The organism is Dickeya sp. MK7 (assembly GCF_000406305.1).
Taxonomy (GTDB): domain Bacteria; phylum Pseudomonadota; class Gammaproteobacteria; order Enterobacterales; family Enterobacteriaceae; genus Dickeya; species Dickeya fangzhongdai.
In genome coordinates this window covers 4,720,371-4,744,948 of record NZ_CM001984.1, presented here as the reverse complement: position 1 = coordinate 4,744,948, position 24,578 = coordinate 4,720,371, and the positions used below count along the sequence as shown (strand labels likewise).

Genomic DNA, 24,578 nt, shown 5'->3' with positions numbered 1-24,578 from the left:
GGCGCCGTGTCGTGCGCGTCTCAATGCATGACCAGACATTGCGTAACCCGGCGGCAGGGCTGCTAAGCTTAACGCCATCGAAATCAAGCAGGGATTAATAGTTATGACGACGATTTTGAAACATCTTCCGGTGGGCCAGCGGATTGGGATTGCTTTCTCCGGTGGTCTGGACACCAGCGCCGCCTTGTTGTGGATGCGTCAGAAAGGCGCGGTGCCTTATGCCTATACCGCGAACCTGGGTCAGCCGGATGAAGACGACTACGACGCCATTCCGCGTCGCGCCAAAGAGTATGGCGCTGAGAATGCTCGTCTGATCGATTGCCGTAAACAGCTGGTAGCGGAAGGCATCGCGGCGATTCAGTGCGGCGCGTTCCACAACACCACCGGCGGTATGACTTATTTCAACACCACGCCGCTGGGCCGTGCGGTGACCGGCACCATGCTGGTGGCGGCGATGAAAGAAGACGGCGTTAATATCTGGGGTGACGGCAGCACCTACAAAGGCAACGACATCGAGCGTTTCTACCGTTACGGTCTGCTGACCAATGCCGAACTGAAAATCTACAAACCCTGGCTGGACACCGATTTCATCGACGAACTGGGCGGCCGTCAGGAGATGTCCGAGTTTATGACGAAGTCGGGCTTCGACTACAAAATGTCGGCGGAAAAAGCCTACTCCACCGACTCCAACATGCTGGGTGCGACCCACGAAGCGAAGGATCTGGAATTCCTGAACTCCAGCGTGAAAATCGTTAATCCGATCATGGGCGTGAAGTTCTGGGACGAAAACGTGCGCATTCCGGCGGAAGAAGTGACCGTGCGTTTCGAGCGCGGCCATCCGGTGGCGCTGAACGGCCAGACGTTCTCCGATGACGTGGAACTGTTGCTGGAAGCCAATCGCATCGGGGGTCGTCACGGCCTCGGCATGAGCGACCAGATCGAAAACCGTATTATCGAAGCGAAAAGCCGCGGCATCTATGAAGCACCGGGGATGGCGCTGTTGCACATCGCCTACGAACGTCTGGTGACCGGCATCCATAACGAAGACACCATCGAGCAGTACCACGCTCATGGCCGCCAACTGGGCCGCCTGCTGTATCAGGGCCGTTGGTTTGACCCGCAGGCGCTGATGCTGCGTGACGCGCTGCAGCGTTGGGTCGCCAGCGAAATCACCGGCGAAGTGACGCTTGAACTGCGTCGCGGCAACGACTATTCGATCCTGAATACCGTGTCGGACAACCTGACCTACAAACCGGAACGCCTGACGATGGAAAAAGGCGAATCCGTGTTCTCGCCGGATGACCGTATCGGCCAGCTGACGATGCGTAATCTGGATATCACCGACACCCGCGAGAAGCTGTTCAACTACGTGGAAAGCGGCCTGATTTCCTCCGGCAATGCGGGTCTGCCGCAGGTCGCCAATCCGTTGCTGCAGGACAAGTCCGCGAAATAATCGCGGCCTGCATGTAACGGCAAAAGGGGCATCCGTCTGGATGCCCCTTTTTCGTGCCTGCCGTCTGTTGCCGCTGGCTGCCAGACCGCGATGTCACCCGATCATTAACGGTTGTTTACCAGGTGTTTTTCAACCCGCCCCAGCAGGGCGCGCAACTGCGTTTTTTCTTCTTCACTGAACGGGGAGAGAATGTCGCGTTCATTTTCCACATGCTCTTCCACTACCCGATTGATCAGAGCGAAACCCTCGTCGGTCAATTGGATGTTGACTGAACGGCGGTCGCCTTCAATCGGCATCCGGCGTAGCCAGCCGGCCTGCTCCAGCCTGTCCAGCCGACTGGTCAGGGTGCTGTTGTTGATCATCAGCGCGTTGACGATCTGAGACGGGCTGATGGCATAAGGCGCGCCTCGTCTGCGCAGGGTCGCCAGAATGTCGAACTCGCGGGCGCTCAGTTTGTACTTGCTGAATACTTTGTCCAGGGCGCGGTCAATCAGCAGACTGACACGGGATAGGGTGCCAATCACCAGCATGGGCTCGACATCGAGGTCGGGGCGCTCGTTGCGCCATTGTTGAACAATATCTGATACTTCCAGGTAGCGTGCCATTAACTAGATATCCTTGATTAATATAAAAAACCATTCCTTTTTATTAAGGCGTAGGTCAATACCATTACGCGATCAACCCTACTGTAATATTCTGGAAAGAAATATTCAATGTCAGATGTTATTGACACACTAATTACGTATGCGTATATTACGAAATCGTAATATACGGTGTTGTTTATCGGTGTCACAGGATGTGATGCGTCAAGATACGGGAAGATCGAAAGTGAGTAAGTCAGGAGAACTGCACATGGATGTGCGCCTTCTGTACGGCCAGGGAGGCGGTACGCCTCAGGCTGAGCGGAGATCGTAAATAGACCTCCGCTTTTTGACAGGAACAGTTTGAGGAAGGTTCATTTCGTGAAATTAAAAGATTTCGCTTTTTACGCCCCCTGTGTCTGGGGAACCACCTACTTTGTCACCACCCAATTTCTGCCTGCCGACAAACCGCTGTTGGCTGCCCTGATCCGGGCGTTGCCTGCTGGTATTATTCTCATTCTCGGTAAAACTCTGCCGCCGGTCGGCTGGCTGTGGCGCTTGTTTGTACTGGGCGCACTCAATATCGGCGTGTTCTTTGTGATGCTGTTTTTTGCTGCTTATCGCCTGCCTGGCGGCGTGGTGGCGCTGGTGGGGTCGCTTCAGCCGCTGATCGTCATCCTGTTGTCTTTCCTGTTGCTGACGCAGCCGGTGCTGAAAAAGCAGATGGTGGCGGCCGTGGCCGGCGGCATCGGTATTGCGTTGCTGATTTCGCTGCCGAAAGCGCCGCTGAACCCCGCCGGGCTGGTGGCGTCGGCGTTGGCGACGGTGAGTATGGCGTCCGGTCTGGTGCTGACTAAAAAGTGGGGGCGCCCGGCCGGAATGACGATGCTGACGTTTACCGGCTGGCAGCTGTTTTGCGGCGGGCTGGTGATTCTGCCGGTGCAGATGCTGACAGAGCCGTTGCCGGATGTGGTGAACCTGACCAACCTTGCCGGTTATTTTTACCTGGCGATTCCCGGCTCTTTACTGGCGTATTTCATGTGGTTCTCCGGTATTGAAGCTAATTCGCCGGTGATGATGTCGATGCTGGGTTTTCTCAGCCCGTTGGTCGCGCTGTTTCTGGGCTTTTTATTTCTTCAACAAGGACTTTCCGGAGCACAATTGGTCGGAGTGGTATTCATTTTCTCGGCGATTATTATTGTTCAGGATGTTTCGTTATTTAGCAGAAGAAAAAAAGTGAAGCAGTTGGAGCAATCTGACTGTGCTGTCAAATAAATAATATTTTTGTGTTACATATCACAAAATAATCTTGAACATGAAATATTAAAGTAATATACATATTGCCTAATAAATTTAGGTTATCAGATCAATAGTTAATATCTTGCAGACAGGAAAAACGTTTTTTAATTTAATGAAGATGTTATACGCCAGTCGGTGAAAATATTACGCTGGCGATTAGTACGAATCGATAATAATTCAGGATGTATTATTATCGATAATATACCCCCAATAAATTTGAGTTGCAGGACCACATGCTCGTGCGTTGAGCAACGTAATGCGCCTGCAACTTGAAGTATGACGGGGATAACCTGACATAATCGCCCAGGATGAGAGAATATTATGTCTAAAACGGATTTTTCGCATGAGTTACTGCTGTTTAGCGATGAGGTAAAGGAGGCGCTGCATACCGGTAAGCCGGTGGTGGCGCTGGAGTCGACCGTGATCGCCCACGGCCTGCCTTATCCTGAGAATGTGGCTACGGCCAGAAAGATTGAGGCCGCTGTGCGTGCCGAAGGGGCGATTCCTGCGACGATCGGCATCGAAAACGGCCGATTTCTGATTGGTATGTCGGATGCCGATATTGAACGGTTTGGCTCGACCAAGGGCATTCCGAAAGCCAGCAGCCGCGATATTCCGGTGATTCTGGCGCAAGGCGGCATGGGCGCGACCACCGTGGCTTCGTCGCTGGTGGCGGCGGACCTGGCCGGTATTCCTTTCTTTGCATCGGCGGGCATCGGCGGCGTGCACCGCGGCGCCGAGCGGTCGATGGATATTTCCGCCGACCTGATCCAGTTCACCCGCTCCCGGGTCGCGGTGGTGTGTGCCGGCGCCAAGAGTATTCTCGACCTTGGTTTGACGCTTGAATATCTGGAAACCCAGTGCGTACCCATCATTTCCTATCAATCTGACGATTTTCCCGCTTTTTACTGCCGTTCCAGTGGTTTTCACAGCCCCCATCGGCTGGACGACGCCACGGTTATTGCCCGTTCCATCGAGATGCACTGGAAGCTGGGTAACCAGAGCTCGGTGCTGATTACCCATCCGATTCACGAAGAGGACGCCATCGACACCGATGAAGTGGAGTCGATTATCCGTGACGCCGCCGTTCAGGCGGAGCGTGAAGGTATTCGCGGGCCGGGCGCCACGCCGTATCTGATGCGCGCCGTCGCCAAAGCCACGCAAGGGCGGACGGTCAAGGCCAATATGTCGGTGCTGATCAGTACCGCCGCGCTGGCTGGCAAACTGGCCCGCGCCCATACCGACTACCTACGGCAGCAAAACCAGGCATAAGGATATGTCTCATGAAGCCACTTGTGATTTTTGATCTGGACGGCACGCTGGTCGACACGCCGAGCGGCATTGTTAGTGCATTTGTCACGGCATTGCGCGATCTGGGGATGCCGGTTGAGGACCGTCGCGCCATTCGCGCCACTATCGGCCTGCCGCTGGAAAAAGCTTTTGGTCAGCTTCTGGCGCTGCCGGTCGAGGACGAAAGGGTAACCGCCGCGGTCAGGCTGTATCAGGCCGTTTTCCGTGAGCAGGTGCTGCCGCTGGCGCCGGGGCTGGTTTTTCCCGGCGTGGTGGAGGGGCTGGCATTGCTGAAAGGGCAAGGGTATACGCTGGCGGTCGCCACCAGCAAGGTATTCGCCAGTGCGAAAGCGCTGCTGGAGGCGGCCGGATTGTGGTCGTACTTCGATCTGGTGCTGGGGGCGGACATGGTGGCACACCCCAAACCGCACCCCGAAATGGGGCTGCTGGCGATGTCCCGTTTGGGCGCTGATGCGGCGACCACTGCGATGGTGGGCGACACCACTCATGATTTGCTGATGGCGAAACAGGCCGGTATAGCCGCCATTGGCGTCACCTGGGGGATTCATAACACCGACCAGCTTAAGGCGGCGGAACCGCAGGTAATTGTTGATACATTTAGCGAGGTAGTCGGGGCTGCCCACGCGTTATTAAAACTGTCTTCTTCCCCGATATCTTATTGTTGATATTCTATACCCTAAATAATTCGAGTTGCAGGAAGACGGCAACCGAGTGAATCCCCAGGAGCTTACTCAAGTAAGTGACTGGGGTGAACGAGGACAGCCAACGCACCAGCAACTTGAAGTATGACGAGTATACCTGAGTTTTCTTAGTCATTTTATTGCCCGGAAAATGGATTTGACCTGAAGACTGGAGTCTGGGGTCAAATCCTATGTACGGCGATTTATCCTGAAATAAAACCGTTCGATTTATTTTTATTGATTCATGCACGAGGATTGTAATGGATAACATCTCGAATCACGCATTCAATTACCCGGTATTAGTTTTGAATAAAGGATTATTACCTGATCATGACGATATCTCCCTGGCTCGTTATCTTTTTTCTGCTCTGACGCTGGCGGTATCGCGTATTACCCAGAATGAAGAAATGATCGTCGGTTTTCATTTGCATCCACAGGAAATAGCCTTTTGGAAAGATGACGAACATATTCGTCAACATATTCTCCCGCTGAATGTTCGGCTTAATAGCGCCACGCCTATTGCCGATTTTACCCGCAAAATAATAACCTGGATGACGCCGGACGCTATTTGTCAGAAAAATGACGTGGGCGTCAGCGTGCTGAAGCTGGGCACGCAACATGCGCTCCACGATATTTTTGACCTGGAAATATCCTGGCAGCCGCCAGTGGAGAACGAGCCGGTTCGGGCGCTGACATGCCATGTCGCCAGCCGCGAAGAGGCGTTAGTGCTGACGCTGCGGTTTAACCCGGCTCGTTTCAACGCGACGCAGATGCAAAAACTGCCTGAGGTATGGCATCAGATAACGACGTTCGCGGCGAAAACCGGTGTGGAAACGCTGCGTGATATCGGGTTGATTGACGACGCCGAACGCCAACGCGTGCTGCACGTTTTTAACCAGACCGAACGGGCGTGGGACGGAGAAACGACGGTCGCCGCACGGCTGAAAAACCGGGCGCAACGCCATCCGGAACAGACCGCGGTGGTGTTCCGCGATCGGTCGCTGAGTTACCGGCAACTCTACCGGCAGGCGGGCGCGCTGGCGCACTACCTGAATGCGCTGGAGACGGAACGCGAGCGTTGCGTAGGGTTGTTTGTCGAGCCATCGCTGGAACTAATGACCGGCGCCTGGGGGATTCTGCTGTCCGGCAATGCTTATCTGCCGTTGTCGCCGGAATACCCGGAAGATCGGCTGGCTTATATGCTGGAGAACAGCCAAACCCGTATCATCGTTACCCAGCCGCATTTGCGTGAGCGGCTGCTGGCGCTGGCGCCGCCGGGAATTCAGGTGGTGACGCCGGACGATGTCGATGCGTTTATGCATCAGCACACGCACCCTCTGCCCGACGCGCCGGCGAACGATATCGCACCGCATCATCTGGCCTACGTGATTTATACCTCCGGCAGCACCGGCAAGCCGAAAGGCGTGATGATTGAACATCATAGCGTGCTGAATCAGATGAACTGGCTGACACAAACCTTCGGGCTGAATGAAGAGACGGTAATTCTGCAGAAAACGCCGATGAGCTTTGATGCGGCGCAGTGGGAAATTCTGTCGCCAGCCTGCGGTTGCCGGGTGGTGATGGGCGAGCCGGGCGTATACCGTAACCCGGAGCAGTTGGTGGATATGCTGGCGGAGTATCAGGTGACGACGTTGCAGTGCGTGCCGACGTTGCTGCAGGCACTGCTGGATACCGAACGCCTGACTGACTGCCCGGCGCTGAGGCGGATTTTCAGCGGCGGCGAAGCGCTGCAAAAGCACCTGGCGCAGGCGTGTCTGGAGACGTTGCCTGATTGCGAACTCGTTAATTTGTACGGCCCGACCGAATGCACCATCAACAGTTCCGCTTTCCGGGTTGATCCCGCCAGCGTGCAGCAGGGGCCGGATACGCTGTCCATCGGCGCGCCGGTGGCGAATACCCGTTATTACATTCTGGATAACTGCCTGACGCCGGTGGCCGTCGGGCAAACCGGGGAGCTGTACATCGGCGGCGACGGGGTGGCGAGAGGCTATCTGAATCGTGATGACCTGACCGCCGAGCGTTTCATTATCGATCCGTTTGCGCCGGCCGGCTCCGGACAGCGCTTATACCGGACCGGCGATATCGCCAGTTGGAATCACGATGGCACGGTCCAGTACGCCGGCCGTGCCGACAATCAGGTCAAGCTGCGCGGTTATCGCGTCGAGCTGGATGAGATCCGCTCGGCGATCGAAACCCATGACTGGGTGAAAGCGGCGGCGGTGATCGTCAGGAACGACCCGTTCACCGGCTATCAGAACCTGATTTCGTTTATTGAACTGAATGCCCGCGAAGCGGCGCTGATGGATCAGGGCAATCACGGTTCGCATCATCAGTCCAAAGCCGATAAGGCGCAGGTCATGATGCAGTTGGCCAATAAAGGATGCCGGGAATTTCCGGCCGCCAGCCAGCCGTATACCCTCGATTTGCCGGGCAAACAGCCGGATGAGAAACAGCGCCTCACCGCGTTCGCCCGCAAAACCTATCGGTTTTACGACGGCGGCGCCGTCAGCCGTAACGACATTCTCTCGTTGCTGCACGAACCGCTGTTGACGGCCATTTCCCGCCAGCCGGATGCCCTGACGCTGGACGAACTGGGGCACTGGCTGCGTTATCTGGGTCAGTTCGCCAGCGCGGAACGGCTGCTGCCCAAATATACCTACGCTTCGCCGGGCGCGTTGTACGCCACTCAGGTTTTTCTGGAACTGAACGACGTGGCCGGGCTGGCCGCCGGACATTATTACTACCAGCCGGTGCATCACCAGTTGATTCGGGTCAGCGAGCAGATTTCGGTGACGCCGGGCAGCCTGCGGTTGCACTTTGTCGGCAAGAAGAGCGCCATCGAACCCATCTACAAAAACAACATTCGGGAAGTGCTGCAAATGGAGATGGGGCACATCATCGGCATGCTGGATAGCATCCTGCCGGATTACGGTTTGGGCGTGACGCTGTGCGACGCAGCGGCGCTGGACCCGGCGCCGCTAGCCATGAATCAGGACGATGACTATCTGGGAGCCTGTGATGTGCTGTGCGGGCCGCGTCTGCCGGCGGATGACGATCTGGATATTTATGTGCAGACCGCCGGCGCGAACATCGCCGATCTGCCGGTGGGGACTTATCGCTACGTTCACGGCGATCTGCAGCACATTGCCAATGACGTTATTGATAAGAAACATGTTATCGCCATCAATCAGGCGGTGTATGAGCGCTCGTCGTTCGGCATCAGTATCGCCAGCCGGACCAAAGGTTGGGCCGGCTACGTGAATGTGGGGCGTAAACTGCAACGCCTGCAGATGAACCCGCTGAATTTCGGGCTGATGTCTTCCGGCTACAGCTCGGAAACCGGCAACGATCTGCCCGCCGCCCGCCGCTTCTGGCACATTCTCGGTCATCGCACCGGACCGTATTATTTCTTTATTGGCGGGCGCATCAGCGACGAGCAGAAATACAGCGAGGGTATGCGGGAAGACGCCGTACACATGAAAGGGCCGGCGGAGATGATTCGTGACGATCTGGCGACGTTCATGCCGGACTACATGATGCCGAACAAGGTACTGATTCTCAATGAAATGCCGCTGACGGCAAACGGTAAAATCGACATGAAAGCGCTGGCGAATATTAATGTCGAGCTGAAGCACAAGACGATCGTCGCGCCCCGTAATCCGCTGGAGCAGCAGATTATGGCGGTCTGGCAGGTGAAACTGAAACGCGAGGAGGTGTCGGTGGACGACAATTTCTTCGAGTCGGGCGGTAATTCGCTGATCGCCGTCAGCCTGATCAATGAGTTGAACGCGACGCTGAACGCCAGCCTGCCGCTGCAGGTGCTGTTTCAGGCGCCCACCGTTGAGAAACTGGCGGTGTGGCTGAGCCGCGCGCGTCAGGAGCCGGTATCCCGTCTGGTGCAGTTGCAGCCCAAAGGGCGTCAGGCGCCAATTTACTGCTGGCCGGGGCTGGGCGGTTACTGCATGAACCTGCGGCTGCTGGCGCGTCAACTGGGCGCGGAGCGACCGTTCTTTGGCATTCAGGCGCATGGCATCAATCCGGGCGAGACGCCTTATGCCACCATCGGCGAGATGGCGGCCAGAGACATTGAACTGATTCGCCAGCACCAGCCGCACGGGCCTTATACGCTGTGGGGCTACTCTTTCGGCGCGCGCGTCGCGTTCGAAACCGCCTGGCAACTGGAGCAGGCGGGCGAGGTGGTGGACAACCTGTATCTGCTGGCGCCCGGTTCGCCGAAGCTGCGCGATGAGCGAGTGGCCGCCATGAGCCGTACGGCGGATTTCGATAATCCCGGTTATCTGACCATCCTGTTTTCGGTATTTATCGGCAGTATTACCGACCCGGCGCTGGCGCGCTGTCTGGAAACGGTGCGCGACGAGGAGAGTTTTGTGGCCTTTATCACCGAGCTCAACCCGGCGCTGGATGATGGGCTGGTACGGCGGATCACCCGCATTGTGGCGCAGACCTTCGAGTTCTCCTACACCTTTAGCGAGCTACAGCAGCGGCAACTGAACGCGCCGGTAACCATCATCAAGGCGCAGGGCGACGATTACTCGTTCATCGAGAATCACGGCGGGTTCTCCGCTTTGCCGCCCACGGTGCTGGAACTGATGGCGGACCACTACAGCATGCTGAAAGCGCCGGGGATCGCCGAACTGACGAGCGTCATTCAGTACCAACAGTCGCCTTCCAGCCTGGTGGGGTGAGACGGTCGGCATAACGCGCGCGGGGAGTCTCCCGCGCGCTTTTCTTTGTTGTCCCATTATCAAACCGATTTTTCCGCTGTTTTGCCGGCACAATCCCATTTTTTAGCGCATTAATCCCACTTTCGAGATAAAAGCGTGCTGAAAACAAGGCGGCGGCAATTGCGGATAAAAACAAAACTCGTTTGTTGGCAAAGTGTCTGTAGATTGACTGTGTTCGATCATGGGTCATGAACGGTGTCGCTGCGACATAGCTTCACTATTAGCGTCATGAGCATTAGCGTCATGAGCGTTTGTGCGACATGGGGACGGTAGCCGTGCGAACTTCATCGGAAACCGGCATGTTTTGCCTGAATGACATTCATCATGAAGCGCCGGAACGCATCCGGCGTTTTCCCCTGGGAGAATTGGGGGATTCGCATCAGCTGCGGGAAGGGCAGCGCCGCATGATGGAAAAGCTGTATCAGCTAAAGACGGTGCCGATGCGCCCCGACAGCCATCAGGCGATGCTGGAGTCGGTGGTGGCGGGGCTGATTGAGAGCTGGCCGACGCTGCCTTCGCAGGAAGGGCTGCTGATCTATGCCAAAACGCAGACGCATAACACCTTTTTTGACCGCCCCTGTCTGGATGACATCCTGCAGCGCCAGCGGTTGGGGCACTGGGACGTCACGACGCTGGGTCTGAATCACTGCGCCAGCGCGCTGTCGGCGTTGCATCTGGTGCGGCACAGCGCGGTGCGTCGGAATACGCCGGTGCTGTTGCTGACGGGGGAGAAGGCGTTTCACCCTGAAATCAACCGCTTCACGGTCGGCGTACAGGGGGAGCTGCCGGTGGCGGCGCTCTTCAATGCGGCGAACAGCCCGTGGCGGGTGACGTTTACGGCGGTCAGGCATTTAAGCCGTTTTTATAACAATCCGAGCAACATGACCCGGCAGGAAAAAGCCGAATTGAATGGTTGTCTGCTGGATGAATTGTGCCGTTTTATTGTCGATGCCGTCAGGGACAGCGGTATCGGCATGGATGAGATGGACTATTTTGTTCCCTGCAATCTTAATTTCCCGTTATTACGTCAGGTGGCGCAACGTCTGAATATGGGCGATCGCTTATTCAGCCGGCAGGTTTCTGACTACGGGCATCTGTATTGTTCAGACGTTTTATTTAATTTTTCTTCACTAATGAAAACTACAACCGGTCGCGCGAAAAACTATTTTTGTTTTTCGATGGGAATGGGGGTCACGCTTTCCTGCGCGCTGATACAGCAAATTGATATCTAAACAGGAGACAGACATGTCTGCGTTATTAATCACTATTCAACAGGCGTTACGCGAAGTCATGGAGAATGACGACATCAAGATCAATGAAAAAACGGATTTTGATCATGACCTCGACCTGGACTCGGTGATGTTTGTGCAATTTTTGCTGACGCTTGAAGATAACATCGACGGGCTACTGTTCGATCCTGACCAAATCAACATGGATGCCTTCACCACCGTGGGCAGTCTGATTAGCTGGCTGAACGCCAATGTATTGCAGGAGGTACGGCATGTCAGTTGAACGCGTCAAGCAGGTCTGGGACGTTTTTCGGGAGCAGCCGTTGTCCGATGCGCTGGCCTGTCTGCTGCAACCGTCGTCGGGAGCGGCGCAGTACGTTCATCCGATTGGGTATCAGATTCAGGAAATCAGCAGCCTGCCTGACGCCGACCAGCCGCAGCGCTTGTTTGACCGGGTGTTGAATCACCTCGGTCTGGATGCGGTGCGCGGTACGGATACCCTGACGCTGCCGGCCAGTTTCCCGATACTGGTGTGCGCCGCTCGTCTGGGGGTGCTGGCCCGCATGCAGACCATGAGCTGGCAGCATCTGTCCAGCCGCAACAGCTTTGGCACCAAAACCACCCGCCATCAGTTGATCAAAGCCAGTTTCGCCGACGTGGCCGGTAAGGCGGCGCTGTTGCTGGAGCAACAGTATCAGCGTTTGCAGGAGGGCGACCTGGCCGGCCTGGAGGATGATCACTACCAGATCACCCAGCTTAACAATGAAGCGGAAAAGATGATGGGCGGACACGGTTTCCTGCTGGGCAACACCCATAGCCTGTCCTATTTCTCCATGATGCTTTACAGCGTCTATGGCAAGGCGAGCTGTCTGGCGGCGGCCTGAATACGGAAAAGGATAGGACGATGAGCCTGATCTCGCGTGTGATGTCCAGAGCTGCCCCGGCTGCGAGTGGGGATATGCGGCAGATCATGGCATTGGCCTGGCCGATGATGGTGACCGCAGTAGTGGTGTCGCTGTCTCAGAATATGCAGATTGCGATTCTGGGCAACGGTACCGAAAGCCAGACGCTGCTGACGCTCTCCTTTTTGCAGCCGTTCAACTTCCTGTTTATCGCCATTCTGGAATGTCTGGCGATCACGAATCAGGTGTTCAGCGCCCGCTCCCGCCATGACTGGCCGCGACAGCGCATCTGGCACAGTACGCTGTGGCTCGCCGGCGCCGGCGTGTTGACGACGGCGCTGGCGGCGTTGCTGTGCCGGGTGCTGGCATCGCCGCTGTCCGGCTGGATGAACAGCCCTGATCTGGCGTGGATGCAGAGCGCCGCGCCGGGGTATCTGTTGTCGATGACGCCGTTTCTGGCGCTGGAAATGTGCAACGCGGCGCTGCGCGGACAGGGGCGAACCGTGCCGGCCATGACGTTGATGTGCGGCTATGTGCTGCTGAACGCCGCGGGCTGTTACCTGGGTTTTCACGTCTACCGGCTTGGTTTTGATGCCGTGCTGCTGGCAAACAGCGTTCCGGCGCTAGTGCTGCTGCCGTTGGCGGCGCGGGCGCTGCGCCGGGTCGCCACACCGGTGCCGGATGAGCGGCCGCAGGCGTTCGCGCCTCGCCTGCTGGCGTTGCTGACCAACGCCGGGTTGCCGGTAGGCTTTTCCATGCTGGTGGTGTTCCTCAGTTCGATGGTGATTTTTCCGCTGGTGGCCGCGCTGGGCGCGGGATTCTTGCCTGCGTTCCTGATCGTGATAAAGCTGCGGGCGTTCTTCATCATTCCGGCGGTGGCGACCGGCTCCGCCATCGCCATTTTGCTGAACCAGCGCCTCAAAACCCATGCCGCGCCGCTGCTGGCGAGCCTGCTGAACAATGGCGTCTGGCTTATCGTGCTGGCCTATCTGGCGTTGACTGCCGGCGTATGCTGGGTGCGCGACGGCATTCTGGCCGGGTTCTCCAATGACGAGGCGATCCGGCAATCCAGCCAGACGTTACTGTTGCTGTTGCTGCCGACATTCTTCCTCACCTCGCTGGTGGCGGCGCTGCAAACGCTGCTGGAACAGATGGAGCGGGGAAAGCGGGTGCTGATTTTTACGCTGATGCTGGAACTGCTGATGGTGGCGGTCGCGCTGACCGCGCATCGCTACCTTAACGACGTGCAGGCGATTGCCGGCCTGATGGTGGCGTTCAGCCTGCTGTACGCCGCGGTGTTCCTGCGTGAGTACCGGTTGCTGGCCAGCGCGCTGGGAGAACGGGATGCTGCTGTATAGCCTGTGCTACCCCTTGATGTGGCTGGCGACGCTCGTCCAGTACAACTACTACCGCGTGCTGGTGAAGCTCCGGCGCCGCCCGTCGCTGCTGCTTAAAGTGCGGATCAAGCCGGAAACGCATTACATCCGGCTGTGCCGCGCGCTGCGTCTGGCGGATTTGTGGTTGCTGGAGCGCTGTTCGCTGCATCTGGCGGCGCGCTATCTGCTGCATCTGTTTGAAACCACGCGTTACATCTCTTACAAGCAGATGGACCACGAATATCTGGCCGGCTTTCGGCAGGAGACGGTCTGTTTTCAACACCAGAACGTGTATGTGTTTCGCTGGGTGCCGCCGCCTGCGGATACGCCGGCAAAAACCGTCTTGCTGGTACATGGCTGGGAGGGCCGCGGCATCATGTTCCGGCCGTTGTGCGAGGCGCTAAAAGCGCAGGGATACGGCGTGGTGATGCCGGATCTGCTGGCGCACGGGCTGTCCGAGGGAAAGCGGGTGTCCAACTATGAACTGGCCAGCCTGATTATCCGGCTGGGGCAGCGCTACGGACCGTTCTGTGCGGTGGTCGGGCATTCCAGCGGCGGCCTGGTGTGTAGCCTGGCGCTGGCGCAGGGACTGGCGGCGGAGCGGCTGGTGTTGCTGGCCAGCCCGGACAATTTCGGCAAGATGATCGACCGGTTTCTGGCGGGCGCTTCGGTGTCGGCGTCGCTGGCGGCGCCCATGAAAGCGATTTATGCGCAGCGCTTTGGTTTTCATCCCGATCAGGTCGGCGAGGCGCTCTACCGCACGCTCGACTGCCCGGCGCTGATTTGCCATGACTGGCAGGATGTGCGCGTCCGTCCGGAGGTGGCGGACGAGATCCACCGGGCGTTTGCCCGCAGCGACGTGTTCTATACCCGCGGGCTGGGCCATCTGGGGATTTTACGCAGCCCCCAGGTACATCAACGCATTCTGTCGTTTTTATCTGACGCCGGAGCGGGAACTGAAAGACAGATTCCACCACTCATTCAGCATTCGATAATGGCTGATGGCGCGGAGCCGTCGCGGTACGGTCCGATGTCGGTGGCGTCAAAGCGGGCATGATATTGCAGAGAGTTGGCGCATCAGCCGAGCCCGCCATCGGTGACGGCGGGCTCTATCGGGGGTTTAATTACAGAGGTTCTGGATATTATCCAGCAGCACGTGACGCGAGAACAGATGACGCTGTTTGCCGAAAATAATATCGAAGCTCATGTTTTGCAGGGTGCGCGGCTGTTCGTTTTCCCGTTCCTGCGAAACCGCTTTGCGATACTTCAGCGGCGGAATGTTGTAGGTCTTGGTAAAACAACGGGAAAAGTGCGGCAGCGAGGAAAAACCGCAGGCATAGCAAATATCGGTGAGCGACCAGTTGGGCGAAATATGAATGATCTCTTTTGCCAGCGTCAGGCGTACACGCCAAATCCAGCGCATCGGCGTAATGTTATAGACCTGATTGAAAAGACGGCAAATATCAAATTTTGATTTACCACTGACGTCTTCAAGATCTTCCAGCGTAATATTGTTACCGATATTGTCGATGATATAGTCAATAATTCCCGCCAGGCTGGTGGCTTTATTATTGGCTGCGAGCGTTTTTCTCAAATTAGGGTGACGGCGGTACATATCCTGAATCAGGTTGTTGTTGAAAATATCATTATCCAACGTATGGGCGTAGGTGTTCTGTAAGCTCATGGTGTCATCCCAAAAAATAGATTCCCCGTGTCTGGTCCAGCTAAATCCAAAAATCCTTACAGCGGCGAAGTCAGTGGTTAATTATTGTCCTTTGGTCAGATGTGCGATCTGTCTAACGCAAATTGTGTGCCATGTTGTGAAGGGTTGTTTTTCAAGGGAAATACTTACATCTACCTGTAACTCGTCCCATTTATGGGATCGGGCTGTGCCGAACATGGGATTTTTCGTCTCGCAAATGACAATCCTGATGCGCTACCCTGCCACGGGCCGGGGGTACGACACGCCGTGCCGATAGGAAGCCGACGTACGCATCGGTTGCCGGAGGCCCGCCGGCTGCACGGCGAGCGGGTGCCGGCCGTGATCAGGATGTAATTGGTATGATTTGTGCTGTTAGAAAAAGGCGCAGCACCGGCGTTTACGAAGACCGTGCGCGTGCGGTATGACGCAGATGAACGGGAAACGGCATGGAGAGCTGGTCAACAGAAGGAAAGAGGCGTCGTCATGGACAGGTGGAGGTATTTTGGACACATTTTTAAAACCAGAGATAAAAGTGAGTGGCCTGCTGCCTGTAAGATACCCTCGGCCTCAGGAAGGCTGACTCTATTTATACACTGAGGATTTCCCATGACGGTGCTGGTTCAACTTGATAATGTGCATAAAATCTTCCTTACCGATGAAATTGAAACGCATGCCCTTAGCAAGATAAACCTTTCTATTCACTCGGGAGAATACGTCTCTATCGCGGGGCCGTCCGGTTGTGGGAAATCGACGCTGCTGTCCATCATGGGGTTGCTGGATACGCCAACGGAAGGGCGCTATCGGTTGAACGGCACGGATGTTGAACGCATCGGCCGCCGGGAAATGGCTCGACTGCGTAACCGGGAAATCGGCTTTATCTTTCAGTCGTTTAATCTGATAAGCGACCTGACTATCGCGGAAAACGTTGCGTTGCCGCTCACTTACCGTAATGACCTGTCGCGATCGGAGCAGAAAGCGCGGGTCATCCAGGCGTTGGAAAAAGTCAACATGTCGCACCGGGTGCGCCATTACCCGTCACAGCTTTCCGGCGGTCAGCAACAGCGGGTAGCGGTGGCGCGAGCCATTGTCGGCAAGCCGTCGTTGCTGCTGGCGGACGAACCGACCGGAAACCTGGATTCCGCCAATGCCGAAGCGGTAATGAATATTCTGGATGAACTGCATCAGGACGGCGCGACCATCTGTATCGTTACCCATGACCCGCGTTCCGCCATGCGCGCCCAGCGCACCATTGTGCTGTCTGACGGGCAGGTAGTGGCCGATGGCGAAAACGGACAATTGCGTCAGGCGGTATAACACGATGAATTTATGGTTCGATATCCGTTACGCCCTGCGTCTGCTGCTCAAAAGCCCCGGATTCAGCGTGCTGACCATTACCGTGATGGCCTGCGGGTTGGGGCTGGCGCTGTATATGTATTCCGTCATCAACACCATCATGTACAAAACCCTGCCGTATCCGAAGGGGGAAGGCATGGTGATGGTGACGCCGAATGTGGGTGGCGTGAGTCTTGATGACTCTGGCTTGAATTTTCTTGATTATACAGAGCTTTCTCGTCAACTGACCAAGGTAGAAGATGTCGGGTATTTTTATGCCGAGTATTTGGATCTTAATGATGGAAAAAGATCTGCTAGGTATATAGGTATTCTCAGTACACCCCAGATGTTTGATTATACGGGGGTCTCGCCATTAATGGGGCGGGTTTTGAATGATGACGATATGCTGTCTGGAGCAGTACCTGTTACGGTAATTAGTTATGACCTATGGGAAAATTATTTTAACGGCAGAAGAGACATTCTTAACCAATCGATACAGATAAATGGTGTGCGTACTTATATTGTTGGTGTTATGCCTAAAGGATTCGCATTTCCATTTTTCCATGACTTGTGGTTACCATCAAAAATAAAGTTACAATCTTTATCTCTGAGAAATCAGGCACCAGAGGTTTATGTTTATGCTCACTTAAATCCTCGATTCTCCCTAGATGAGGCTAATCAGGAAATTGCATCCGTAATGGGAAGGCTGGCTGATAAATATCCGGAAAGTAATAAAGGTATTTCAGCGATAGCACTTTCATTTCAAGTCAGCTTTATGGGTGATGATACTGCTCAGGTGTTTCTTATTACCCTATCTGCTGTAGCATTTGTTCTATTATTAGCCTGTTGTAATGTGGGGAATCTGCTTCTAGCCCGCTCTCATCAGCGTACGAGAGAGATTGCAGTGCGTGTCGCTTTAGGTTCACCTATGATTCGATTGATCATGCAGATGTTATGGGAGAGCTTAATTATATGTATCCTGGCTGGCATTGTCGGGGTATTGCTTGCAGCTTGGGGATTGGATTTAACAAATACGATATTTCCCCGTTTTGTTCCTAATCGTGTGCCATCCTGGTGGCATTTGTCGCTTGACGGCAGCATGATTTTGAATGCGGGCATTTTAGTGATTGTCACCGCATTCATTACCGGTGCATTACCTGCCTGGAAAATCGCTAATGGTCAGTTCTTTCAAGCGTTAAGGGATGGCTCCCGTGGCATACCCGGTTATCGAACCAGTAAGGCTGGACGTTCATTAGTTGTTATTGAGGTGGCACTCTCTTTTTCAATTTTGTGCATTAGTATCCTATTGTTAATTTTAGTGACACAGGCGAAAAATGCAGACTATGGGGTAGCAACTGATGGCTACCTGATATCTCGCGTCAACCTTAATAAAGATATTTACCCGAATGCACAAAGCAGGCGTGATTTTTATCTGAAATTATCTAAACAATTACATGATATACCTGACATAACTGCCGAATCGCTTACCACAAGCGCTCCGGGGGAATTCACGGCTGCTCATCAGCTTCTCATTGAAAACAGAGAAGATGGGAGTAGTGGTGATGAGAATTATCCCATGGTGAATGATGTGCAAGTCATGCCGGGAAGCCTTGCAGGGATGGGGGTCAAGGTGATTTATGGTCGTGAATTCTCAGCATTAGATAATGAAAAATCGCCTCCCGTCGCTGTAATCAGTGAGTCGCTGGCCAGGAAGTATTGGCCTGATGGAAAAAGTGCGATTGGCAAACGCGTCCGTTTTAGAAACGAGGAAGAGTCTGGTTGGTATACAATAATCGGCGTTGTAACCCATGTTGTACATGGCAGGCCGTTTAGTGCGTTTAAAAACCGTTCAACAGTCTATCGTTCGCTATTACAACGGCCCACGCCCATGATGACTATCATGCTTAAGGCAGAGCATCTTTCTTCCCTGCCTGAGAAGCTCAAACTCGCGTTATATAACGTTGATAGCATGATGCCGGTGGCGCAGCCCCAAACGTTAAACAATGTGCTTGAAAGAAATACGCTTGGTGTCAGGTTCGTCGCTAATTTATTCATGCTGTTTGGGATTATTGCAATAGTACTTTCATCCAGCGGTATCTATGCCGTGACACAAAACGCAATCAGCCAGCGAACTCAGGAAATAGGCATCCGGCAGGTACTGGGAGCGACCCCTAGCCATTTGCTTAAGATGTTGATGTTACAAGGGGTGAACCAGCTTATTGCTGGTTTGATACTGGGATTACCCTTGGCATTGCTGGCTGCTCCCGGAATTAACCGTGCTTTAGGCGATGGCAGGGGTCATTTTGTGCTGCTGTTTGTCTGCGTTGCTTTATTTATCATGCTCATCGTTGCACTCGCTACCTGGATCCCATCCCGGCGCGTCATCATGATGAAACCGGGTGATGCGATACGTTATGAATAAACGGGAGCGGGCGGTATGCTGCCAGTGGCGCCAGTGCTGGCGCTCATGTCAGGATACCGGTTGGCGCTCCAGTTTCCCGCAACAGAGCCGTTAATAGTTACCACGGATCGATTATGCTGTAAGGGGCGTCGCGGCGGGAGTTTTCCTGCGGCGGCGCCTGTCAGTGTGAAATTTCAGTATGAACCAGCGTGATAAGGACCCATATGGCGGATAAGCAACATATCCTGATTGTTGATGATGACGCGCATATTCTGGCCAGCCTGCAGATGTTACTGTCCATGGAAGGCTATCAGGTCACTCTCGCTTCCGCCGTTGAGCAGGTGCCCGTTCAGTTGTCCCAGCATGATTTCGATTTGATCCTGATGGATATGAACTATCAGCGGGATACCACGTCCGGGCAGGAAGGGCTGGTGTTGCTGGAAGAGATAAAGCGTTACGACGAATACCTGCCGGTGGTGGCGATGACCGGTTGGGGCAGCGTCGATATCGCGGTGAGCGCCATGCAGGCGGGCGCGGTGGATTTTATTCAGAAACCCTGGGACAACGAGCGGTTGCTGAATGTGATTCGCCAGCAGATCTCCTTTAGCCTCAGCCAGCGTTCCGGCAAGCGGTTGAAAGAAGAAAACAAACTGCTGAAGCTGGAACTGGAAGACAATTTCAATGGCGAGTGGGTGGTGGAATCCGCGCCGATGAAACAATTAATGCGGGTCGTGGAGCAGGTGGCCGCAACCGAGACCAACATCCTGATTCTGGGCGAGAATGGCACCGGCAAAAGCCTGCTGGCCCGGGTCATTCATCAGCTTTCTCCGCGCCGTGACGAGAACATGGTGTCGGTAAACATGGGTTGCATCAACGAAAACCTGTTTGAAAGCGAGATGTTCGGCCATGTGAAAGGCGCGTTTACCGACGCCCGGGAAAGCCGCGTCGGGCGTTTCGAACTGGCGGATAAAGGGACGCTATTTCTGGATGAGATCGGCAATCTGCCGATGACCCAGCAAAGCAAGCTGCTGCGTATTCTGGAAGAGCGTTGTTTTGAGCGGGTTGGCTCGTCCCGTACGCTGAAAACCAATTGCCGTATTATCGCCGCCACCAACGCTGAACTGGATGTCAGGGTGGCGGAAGGGACGTTTCGTCAGGATCTCTATTATCGTCTCAACACCATTGAGTTACGCGTACCGTCACTGGTGGAACGGCAGCAGGATATCATGCCGCTGGCGTTGAATTTCATTGACCGCTACGCCAGAAAATACAACAAGCCGGCGCCGGGACTCAGCCAGTCCGGGCAGGCGGCGCTGTCGGGTTACCACTGGCCGGGTAATATCCGCGAACTGAGTCATTTGCTGGAGCGGGCGGTGTTGCTGTGCGGAGCATCCCGGCTGAACAGTGACGATATCTTTCCGTCACTGCCTGGCGCGCCGCAGAAAGTGGCGAAAGCCGAGCCGGAAGTGGCCTCCGAGGCGACGCTGGCCGATATTGAAGAACGCCTGCTGTGTCAGCGTATGGCGAAGTTTGAGGGCAACGCCATCAAGGCTGCCCGTTCGCTGGGCCTGAGCCGCAGTGCGTTTTACCGACGACTGGAAAAATACAAGATTAACCATGAGTAAACTCGACTCCTCCTTTGAGCCTCCTCACCTGTTGTCATTCAATGTCGCAGCGATTGCCGGCTTGCTGGGGTATTTCCTGCTATGGCTGTTTCCCGACCAGTCGGTGTACCTGAAAATACTGACGGTCTTCATCATTTTTCTGTGTCTGGTCTACAGCAGCTTTACTTTCTCCGAGCGACTGAACGGCAAGATCCACGTCGTGTCCAACCTGCTGGAAGCGCTGGAGCAGGAAAACTTCAGCCTGCGCGGCGTGACCAAGGACAAAGGCGCGTTTGATAACCTGATCCGTCAGATTAACCAGCTTTCCGGCACGATGGCGCGCAGCCGTCAGCAGCAAAAAGAAACCTACTATGTGCTGCACAAGGTGATCTCCAATATCAATATCAGCGTGTTCGCGCTGGATGCGGAGCGGCGCATCATCTGGTGCAACGACGCGGCGGCGGCGCTGGTCAACAAACCGTTATCACTGCTGGTGGGACAACCGGCGGCGGAGTTCGGATTGGAAGGGCTGTTGCAGCAGCCGTCCGATGCCGAGCCGGTCGACTGGCGTTTCCCCGGTACACGGGGAATGTTCCAGATTCGTCACGATTCCTTTATCGAAGACGGCCGGCAAAACCATCTGTTATTCATTAGCGACGTGAGCAAGCTGTTGCGTAACGAAGAGCAGAAAACCTGGCAGAACCTGCTGCGGGTGATCAGCCATGAGATCAACAACTCGTTGACGCCGATTGCCTCCATCAGCCAGACGCTGTTGCAGGTGTTCCGTAAGGATAATCAGCATCAGGCGGCGCCGGATTTGGTCAACGGCATGGAAATCATCAACAATCGCGCCCGCGAATTGATCACCTTTGTCGGCAGTTATCGTCAGTTGAACCGTCTGCCGCCGGCCAACAAACAGCCATGCGATATCGCCGGGCTGATGATGCAAATGGCGATGCTGTTCCCACAGCGCAAACTGGTTCTTTCCGGGGACGCGCCGCAGCAGGCGATGGTCGATGCCAATCAAATGCAGCAGATGTTCATCAACCTGCTGAAAAACGCCGATGAAGCAATGGCGCCCGGGCAGGGTGAAATCGTGCTGCGCTGGAAAGTGATTGCCCGGCAACTGCATATCGAGATTATCGATCAAGGCAAAGGGGTGGCGAATATCGAAAACCTGTTCGTGCCGTTTTATACCACCAAAACGCATGGCAGCGGCATCGGGCTGATTCTGTGCCGGCAGATTGTCGAAGGCCATGACGGGCACCTGACGCTGGAGAACCGTAAGGATGCAGAAGGCTGTGTCGTCAATATCTTCCTGCCGCTGGGATGACCTGACGGCGAGAGCATGGCCGTATCCCCACTGCATTGTGGTGCCGCGTGCGCAATTGGCGAGTCCGGGAATCGTCGCTCAGGCCCGTCAGGCCTGCGGCGTACCGCCGGATACGGCGCTGGCGTCCCGCCAGTTGGCGGAAGGAATGTTGCGTAATCTGCTGGCGCCGTTGTGTCAGCAGGAGGCCGCCGCATTACGCTTTGAGCGCACCCCGCACGGCAAACCGTTTTTACCGCAGCACCCGACTATTCAGTTCAACCTGTCTCATACCCATAGCGCCTTTGCCTTCGCTTTTGCGCGCCACAGCCCGGTGGGCGTGGATGTGGAAAGCTGTCAGGGTCATGCGAGCCGTAAGCGGTCGATAGCCAGACGTTTCTTTCACCCTGATGAAATCCGCTGGCTGGACTCGTTGGATGACGCGCAATTCCTGCCGGCGTTCACCTGTTTGTGGAGCCGCAAGGAAGCCTATATCAAAGCGTTGGGATTAGGGCTGCACAAATCGCTGGCGTCGTTCAGCTGTCTGGCCGACAGTCAGGGCGCTCTCCGGGTGGCGGATGACGGGCAGATTAGCGATTGCTGGCTGGATGAGGCGTGGATTGCGGGGGCGCCGTCCGTAGCGCTCAGCTACTGCCTGTTCCCCGCGAAATCGATCGTGCCGGATGCGTGGCGCTTGCTGATACTGCAGGGCGAGGCGCCGGGAAACAGCGCATCGCTTCAGCAGCCGTGATGGTCTATCAGGCTGGCTACGCCGTTGCTGGTATGAACCAGCGTATCCGGCGCTACCCGAACTCTGGCGCCGGTGGTGACGGTTCCACTCAGTTGCCGCACGTGGCATAACCGCGCGTCTACGCCCATGGCGATATTCACAACGGCCTCTTGCGCCGAAAAAGCTGGTTCATGGGTATTGAAAGAGGACCCCATCGCCAGCGACAGGTCGAGTTGACGCGTGTTGCCCGCGACATTGATCTCCGCGCCCATACTGCCGTCGACCGTGAATGTGTCGGGTGAGACCGCGCAGGCGGGAACGGTCATTTTGACGCCTGACTGCGCCTTTATCGTATGAATCGGCGCACTGATGGTGACGGTGATCGCAACGCTGTGATCGCGCAGGATATTGTCATCGCTGGAGTGGTTTTCGATTACCAGGCTCTGTCCCTGAGGGCGGATGACCAGCTTCTCCAGAACATCCTGTCTGGCGCTGGCCTCCACGCGGTATCCATTACCGCAAACCAACGTGACGCTCAGGCCACGGCTGACATCCAATGTCGTAAAGGAGGGCACTTCCACGTTTTGCTGATTCGCCGGAGAACAGGCCGCCATCAATGGCAGCAGCGCCAGCGCGGAACAAAGCAATGCCTTCATTCCTCTCCCCCTTTTCCGTTGCTATCCCTGCTATGCCAGCCTGACGTCCTGTATCAGGAGGGAACCCGCGGCCAGCTTATCCTTGTCTGGCCGATACCCGTCTGATCATTCATCCGTTGTTCAGTCGGGGCGGTTCAGTTACATCCTTGTCTCTTATCGCCGGCAAGCCAGCGAAAGCTTTCCCTGATGACTATTATGCATAGCGGAATTATCCATTTTTGTCTGAAATTGAGAACTATTCTGATAAATGCGGCTAAATAGTGCGGCAAGGCCGCACAGCGTCAGATCGGCGCGTCAGCGTATCGGATTCGGCAACTGCCGATCCAGGCGCCCAGCCCGACGGACAGCATGACGTGGGGCTTGCCGGACTGAATGGCAGGCAACGCGGCCGGCAGCAACAGCAGCGGATCGACGGTGTAGCAGTGTCCGATATCCGGCATCAGACCGAGCGCAATGTTTTCCAGCGGATGTTGATGACGACGGGAATAATTGAGCCAGCTTAACCGATTGACGTTGTGCGGCAAGAGATGGAGATGTGTCGGGTTACCTGACCTTGTATTTTGTAGCGCATCGAAAATCAGCTCATCATGAGCTTGATAAAATCCCTTTTTGGCATGCTCGCTACCATGAATTCCTTCATGAAACTCTGGTCGCTGTCCGGTATAGACTGGTTCTATTTGGAAGCCGGATGGCTGATTTTCCAGTAGCAGTGCTGCGAAGGCATCACCTACCATAGTACAGCCGGGGAAATATCGCTCCTGCATCGCAAATGCAGACAAGGTATCGCCGGCAATGATCGCCACCCGCTTGGCTCGTTGTTGCGACAGCAGCCGTTGGGCCAGCGCCAGCGCCCAAAATAGCGTGGCGCAGTTTTGCTGGTCGAGTTCGTAGCAGGGGGCGCTATCGCGAATAAACGGATGCTCTTGACCAAGTTGAGCCAGCCAGGGTTGTCGTTCCGCCGCCTGCACCGGCATGCCGTGGGCGTAGATCAGCACATCAGCCGGGCGATCGGGGTGCGGCGACTGGCGCTGCAGCTCACTGAGCAGCCGGTGGAACACCGAGGCCAGCGACACGTCGCTACCCAGCGCCGCTACCTGCCGAAAGCCGAACAGTTGCGAGAAAACCCGCGCTTCCGAGGCGCTGGCGCCCGCGGCGCGAATAATCTCGCTGGCGTTCAGTCTCTGCTCCGGCACCCAGGTCACAAAACGGGTCAGACGCACTGTTACTCTACTCCCTGCAATTACTTA

The 24,578-nt window shown here is 55.5% G+C and carries 19 protein-coding genes; 15 read left to right on the top strand and 4 right to left on the bottom strand.

Features of this window, described 5'->3' with window-relative positions; translation table 11 throughout:
• Window positions 1–103 precede the first annotated feature (103 nt).
• Window positions 104–1,453, top strand: a complete 1,350-nt coding sequence (gene argG / locus DXXMK7_RS20625; RefSeq protein WP_038920623.1) for an argininosuccinate synthase — start codon at window positions 104–106, stop codon at window positions 1,451–1,453.
• Between the two features lie 104 nt (window positions 1,454–1,557).
• Here argG and DXXMK7_RS20620 read toward each other — a convergent pair whose 3' ends face one another.
• Complete coding sequence (locus DXXMK7_RS20620) at window positions 1,558–2,058, bottom strand: MarR family winged helix-turn-helix transcriptional regulator (RefSeq protein ID WP_038663695.1); 501 nt, start codon at window positions 2,056–2,058, stop codon at window positions 1,558–1,560.
• 357 nt (window positions 2,059–2,415) lie between these two features.
• Here DXXMK7_RS20620 and DXXMK7_RS20615 point away from each other — a divergent pair, with 357 nt between their 5' ends.
• From DXXMK7_RS20615 to DXXMK7_RS20570, 9 genes are all read left to right on the top strand, one after another.
• Window positions 2,416–3,309, top strand: coding sequence for a carboxylate/amino acid/amine transporter (locus tag DXXMK7_RS20615; protein WP_038920622.1), 894 nt, complete (start codon window positions 2,416–2,418; stop codon window positions 3,307–3,309).
• Between the two features lie 345 nt (window positions 3,310–3,654).
• A complete protein-coding gene (locus DXXMK7_RS20610) occupies window positions 3,655–4,605 on the top strand; it encodes a pseudouridine-5'-phosphate glycosidase (protein WP_038920621.1) in 951 nt (316 codons plus the stop codon).
• Between the two features lie 11 nt (window positions 4,606–4,616).
• The gene (locus DXXMK7_RS20605) at window positions 4,617–5,309 is read left to right on the top strand and encodes an HAD family hydrolase (protein ID WP_038920620.1); all 693 of its coding nucleotides are present in this window, start codon (window positions 4,617–4,619) and stop codon (window positions 5,307–5,309) included.
• A gap of 275 nt (window positions 5,310–5,584) precedes the next feature.
• Window positions 5,585–10,051 (top strand): amino acid adenylation domain-containing protein, encoded by a 4,467-nt coding sequence (locus DXXMK7_RS20595; protein ID WP_038920618.1) that lies wholly within the window; start codon window positions 5,585–5,587, stop codon window positions 10,049–10,051.
• A 314-nt stretch (window positions 10,052–10,365) separates the two neighbouring features.
• Window positions 10,366–11,322, top strand: coding sequence for a 3-oxoacyl-[acyl-carrier-protein] synthase III C-terminal domain-containing protein (locus DXXMK7_RS20590; RefSeq protein WP_231348828.1), 957 nt, complete (start codon window positions 10,366–10,368; stop codon window positions 11,320–11,322).
• A gap of 13 nt (window positions 11,323–11,335) precedes the next feature.
• On the top strand, window positions 11,336–11,602 hold the full coding sequence (locus DXXMK7_RS20585; protein WP_174213724.1) for an acyl carrier protein: 267 nt from the start codon (window positions 11,336–11,338) through the stop codon (window positions 11,600–11,602).
• Window positions 11,592–12,203, top strand: coding sequence for a VfmB protein (locus DXXMK7_RS20580; protein WP_038920615.1), 612 nt, complete (start codon window positions 11,592–11,594; stop codon window positions 12,201–12,203). The genes DXXMK7_RS20585 and DXXMK7_RS20580 overlap by 11 nt, the downstream gene beginning before the upstream one ends.
• 20 nt (window positions 12,204–12,223) lie before the next feature.
• The gene (locus tag DXXMK7_RS20575; RefSeq protein WP_038920614.1) at window positions 12,224–13,579 is read left to right on the top strand and encodes an MATE family efflux transporter; all 1,356 of its coding nucleotides are present in this window, start codon (window positions 12,224–12,226) and stop codon (window positions 13,577–13,579) included.
• On the top strand, window positions 13,566–14,654 hold the full coding sequence (locus DXXMK7_RS20570; RefSeq protein WP_038920613.1) for an alpha/beta fold hydrolase: 1,089 nt from the start codon (window positions 13,566–13,568) through the stop codon (window positions 14,652–14,654). Before DXXMK7_RS20575 ends, DXXMK7_RS20570 begins: the two co-directional genes overlap by 14 nt.
• A gap of 63 nt (window positions 14,655–14,717) precedes the next feature.
• Here the strand turns inward: DXXMK7_RS20570 and vfmE are convergent, their stop codons facing one another.
• Window positions 14,718–15,281, bottom strand: coding sequence for an AraC family transcriptional regulator VfmE (gene vfmE, locus DXXMK7_RS20565; RefSeq protein ID WP_038663664.1), 564 nt, complete (start codon window positions 15,279–15,281; stop codon window positions 14,718–14,720).
• A gap of 624 nt (window positions 15,282–15,905) precedes the next feature.
• Here vfmE and DXXMK7_RS20560 point away from each other — a divergent pair.
• From DXXMK7_RS20560 to DXXMK7_RS20540, 5 genes are all read left to right on the top strand, one after another.
• Window positions 15,906–16,613 carry an ABC transporter ATP-binding protein gene (locus DXXMK7_RS20560; RefSeq protein WP_038663661.1) on the top strand — a complete coding sequence of 236 codons (708 nt, stop codon included), beginning with the start codon at window positions 15,906–15,908 and terminating at the stop codon, window positions 16,611–16,613.
• A gap of 4 nt (window positions 16,614–16,617) precedes the next feature.
• Window positions 16,618–19,053, top strand: coding sequence for an ADOP family duplicated permease (locus DXXMK7_RS20555; RefSeq protein ID WP_038920612.1), 2,436 nt, complete (start codon window positions 16,618–16,620; stop codon window positions 19,051–19,053).
• A gap of 203 nt (window positions 19,054–19,256) precedes the next feature.
• Complete coding sequence (gene vfmH, locus DXXMK7_RS20550; RefSeq protein WP_038920611.1) at window positions 19,257–20,657, top strand: two-component system response regulator VfmH; 1,401 nt, start codon at window positions 19,257–19,259, stop codon at window positions 20,655–20,657.
• The gene (vfmI, locus tag DXXMK7_RS20545) at window positions 20,650–21,969 is read left to right on the top strand and encodes a two-component system sensor histidine kinase VfmI (protein ID WP_023638054.1); all 1,320 of its coding nucleotides are present in this window, start codon (window positions 20,650–20,652) and stop codon (window positions 21,967–21,969) included. The genes vfmH and vfmI overlap by 8 nt, the downstream gene beginning before the upstream one ends.
• Window positions 21,938–22,696 carry a 4'-phosphopantetheinyl transferase superfamily protein gene (locus DXXMK7_RS20540; RefSeq protein ID WP_231348829.1) on the top strand — a complete coding sequence of 253 codons (759 nt, stop codon included), beginning with the start codon at window positions 21,938–21,940 and terminating at the stop codon, window positions 22,694–22,696. The genes vfmI and DXXMK7_RS20540 overlap by 32 nt, the downstream gene beginning before the upstream one ends.
• On the opposite strand, the gene DXXMK7_RS20535 is transcribed toward DXXMK7_RS20540, so the two are convergent.
• Together DXXMK7_RS20535 and DXXMK7_RS20530 are read right to left on the bottom strand one after the other, a co-directional pair.
• Entirely contained in the window at window positions 22,684–23,331 is a 648-nt protein-coding gene (locus DXXMK7_RS20535; protein ID WP_038920608.1) for a GIN domain-containing protein, read from the bottom strand. The two genes, DXXMK7_RS20540 and DXXMK7_RS20535, sit on opposite strands and share 13 nt — an antisense overlap.
• A 281-nt stretch (window positions 23,332–23,612) precedes the next feature.
• Window positions 23,613–24,551 carry a 3-oxoacyl-ACP synthase gene (locus tag DXXMK7_RS20530; protein WP_038920607.1) on the bottom strand — a complete coding sequence of 313 codons (939 nt, stop codon included), beginning with the start codon at window positions 24,549–24,551 and terminating at the stop codon, window positions 23,613–23,615.
• Window positions 24,552–24,578: the final 27 nt, after the last annotated feature.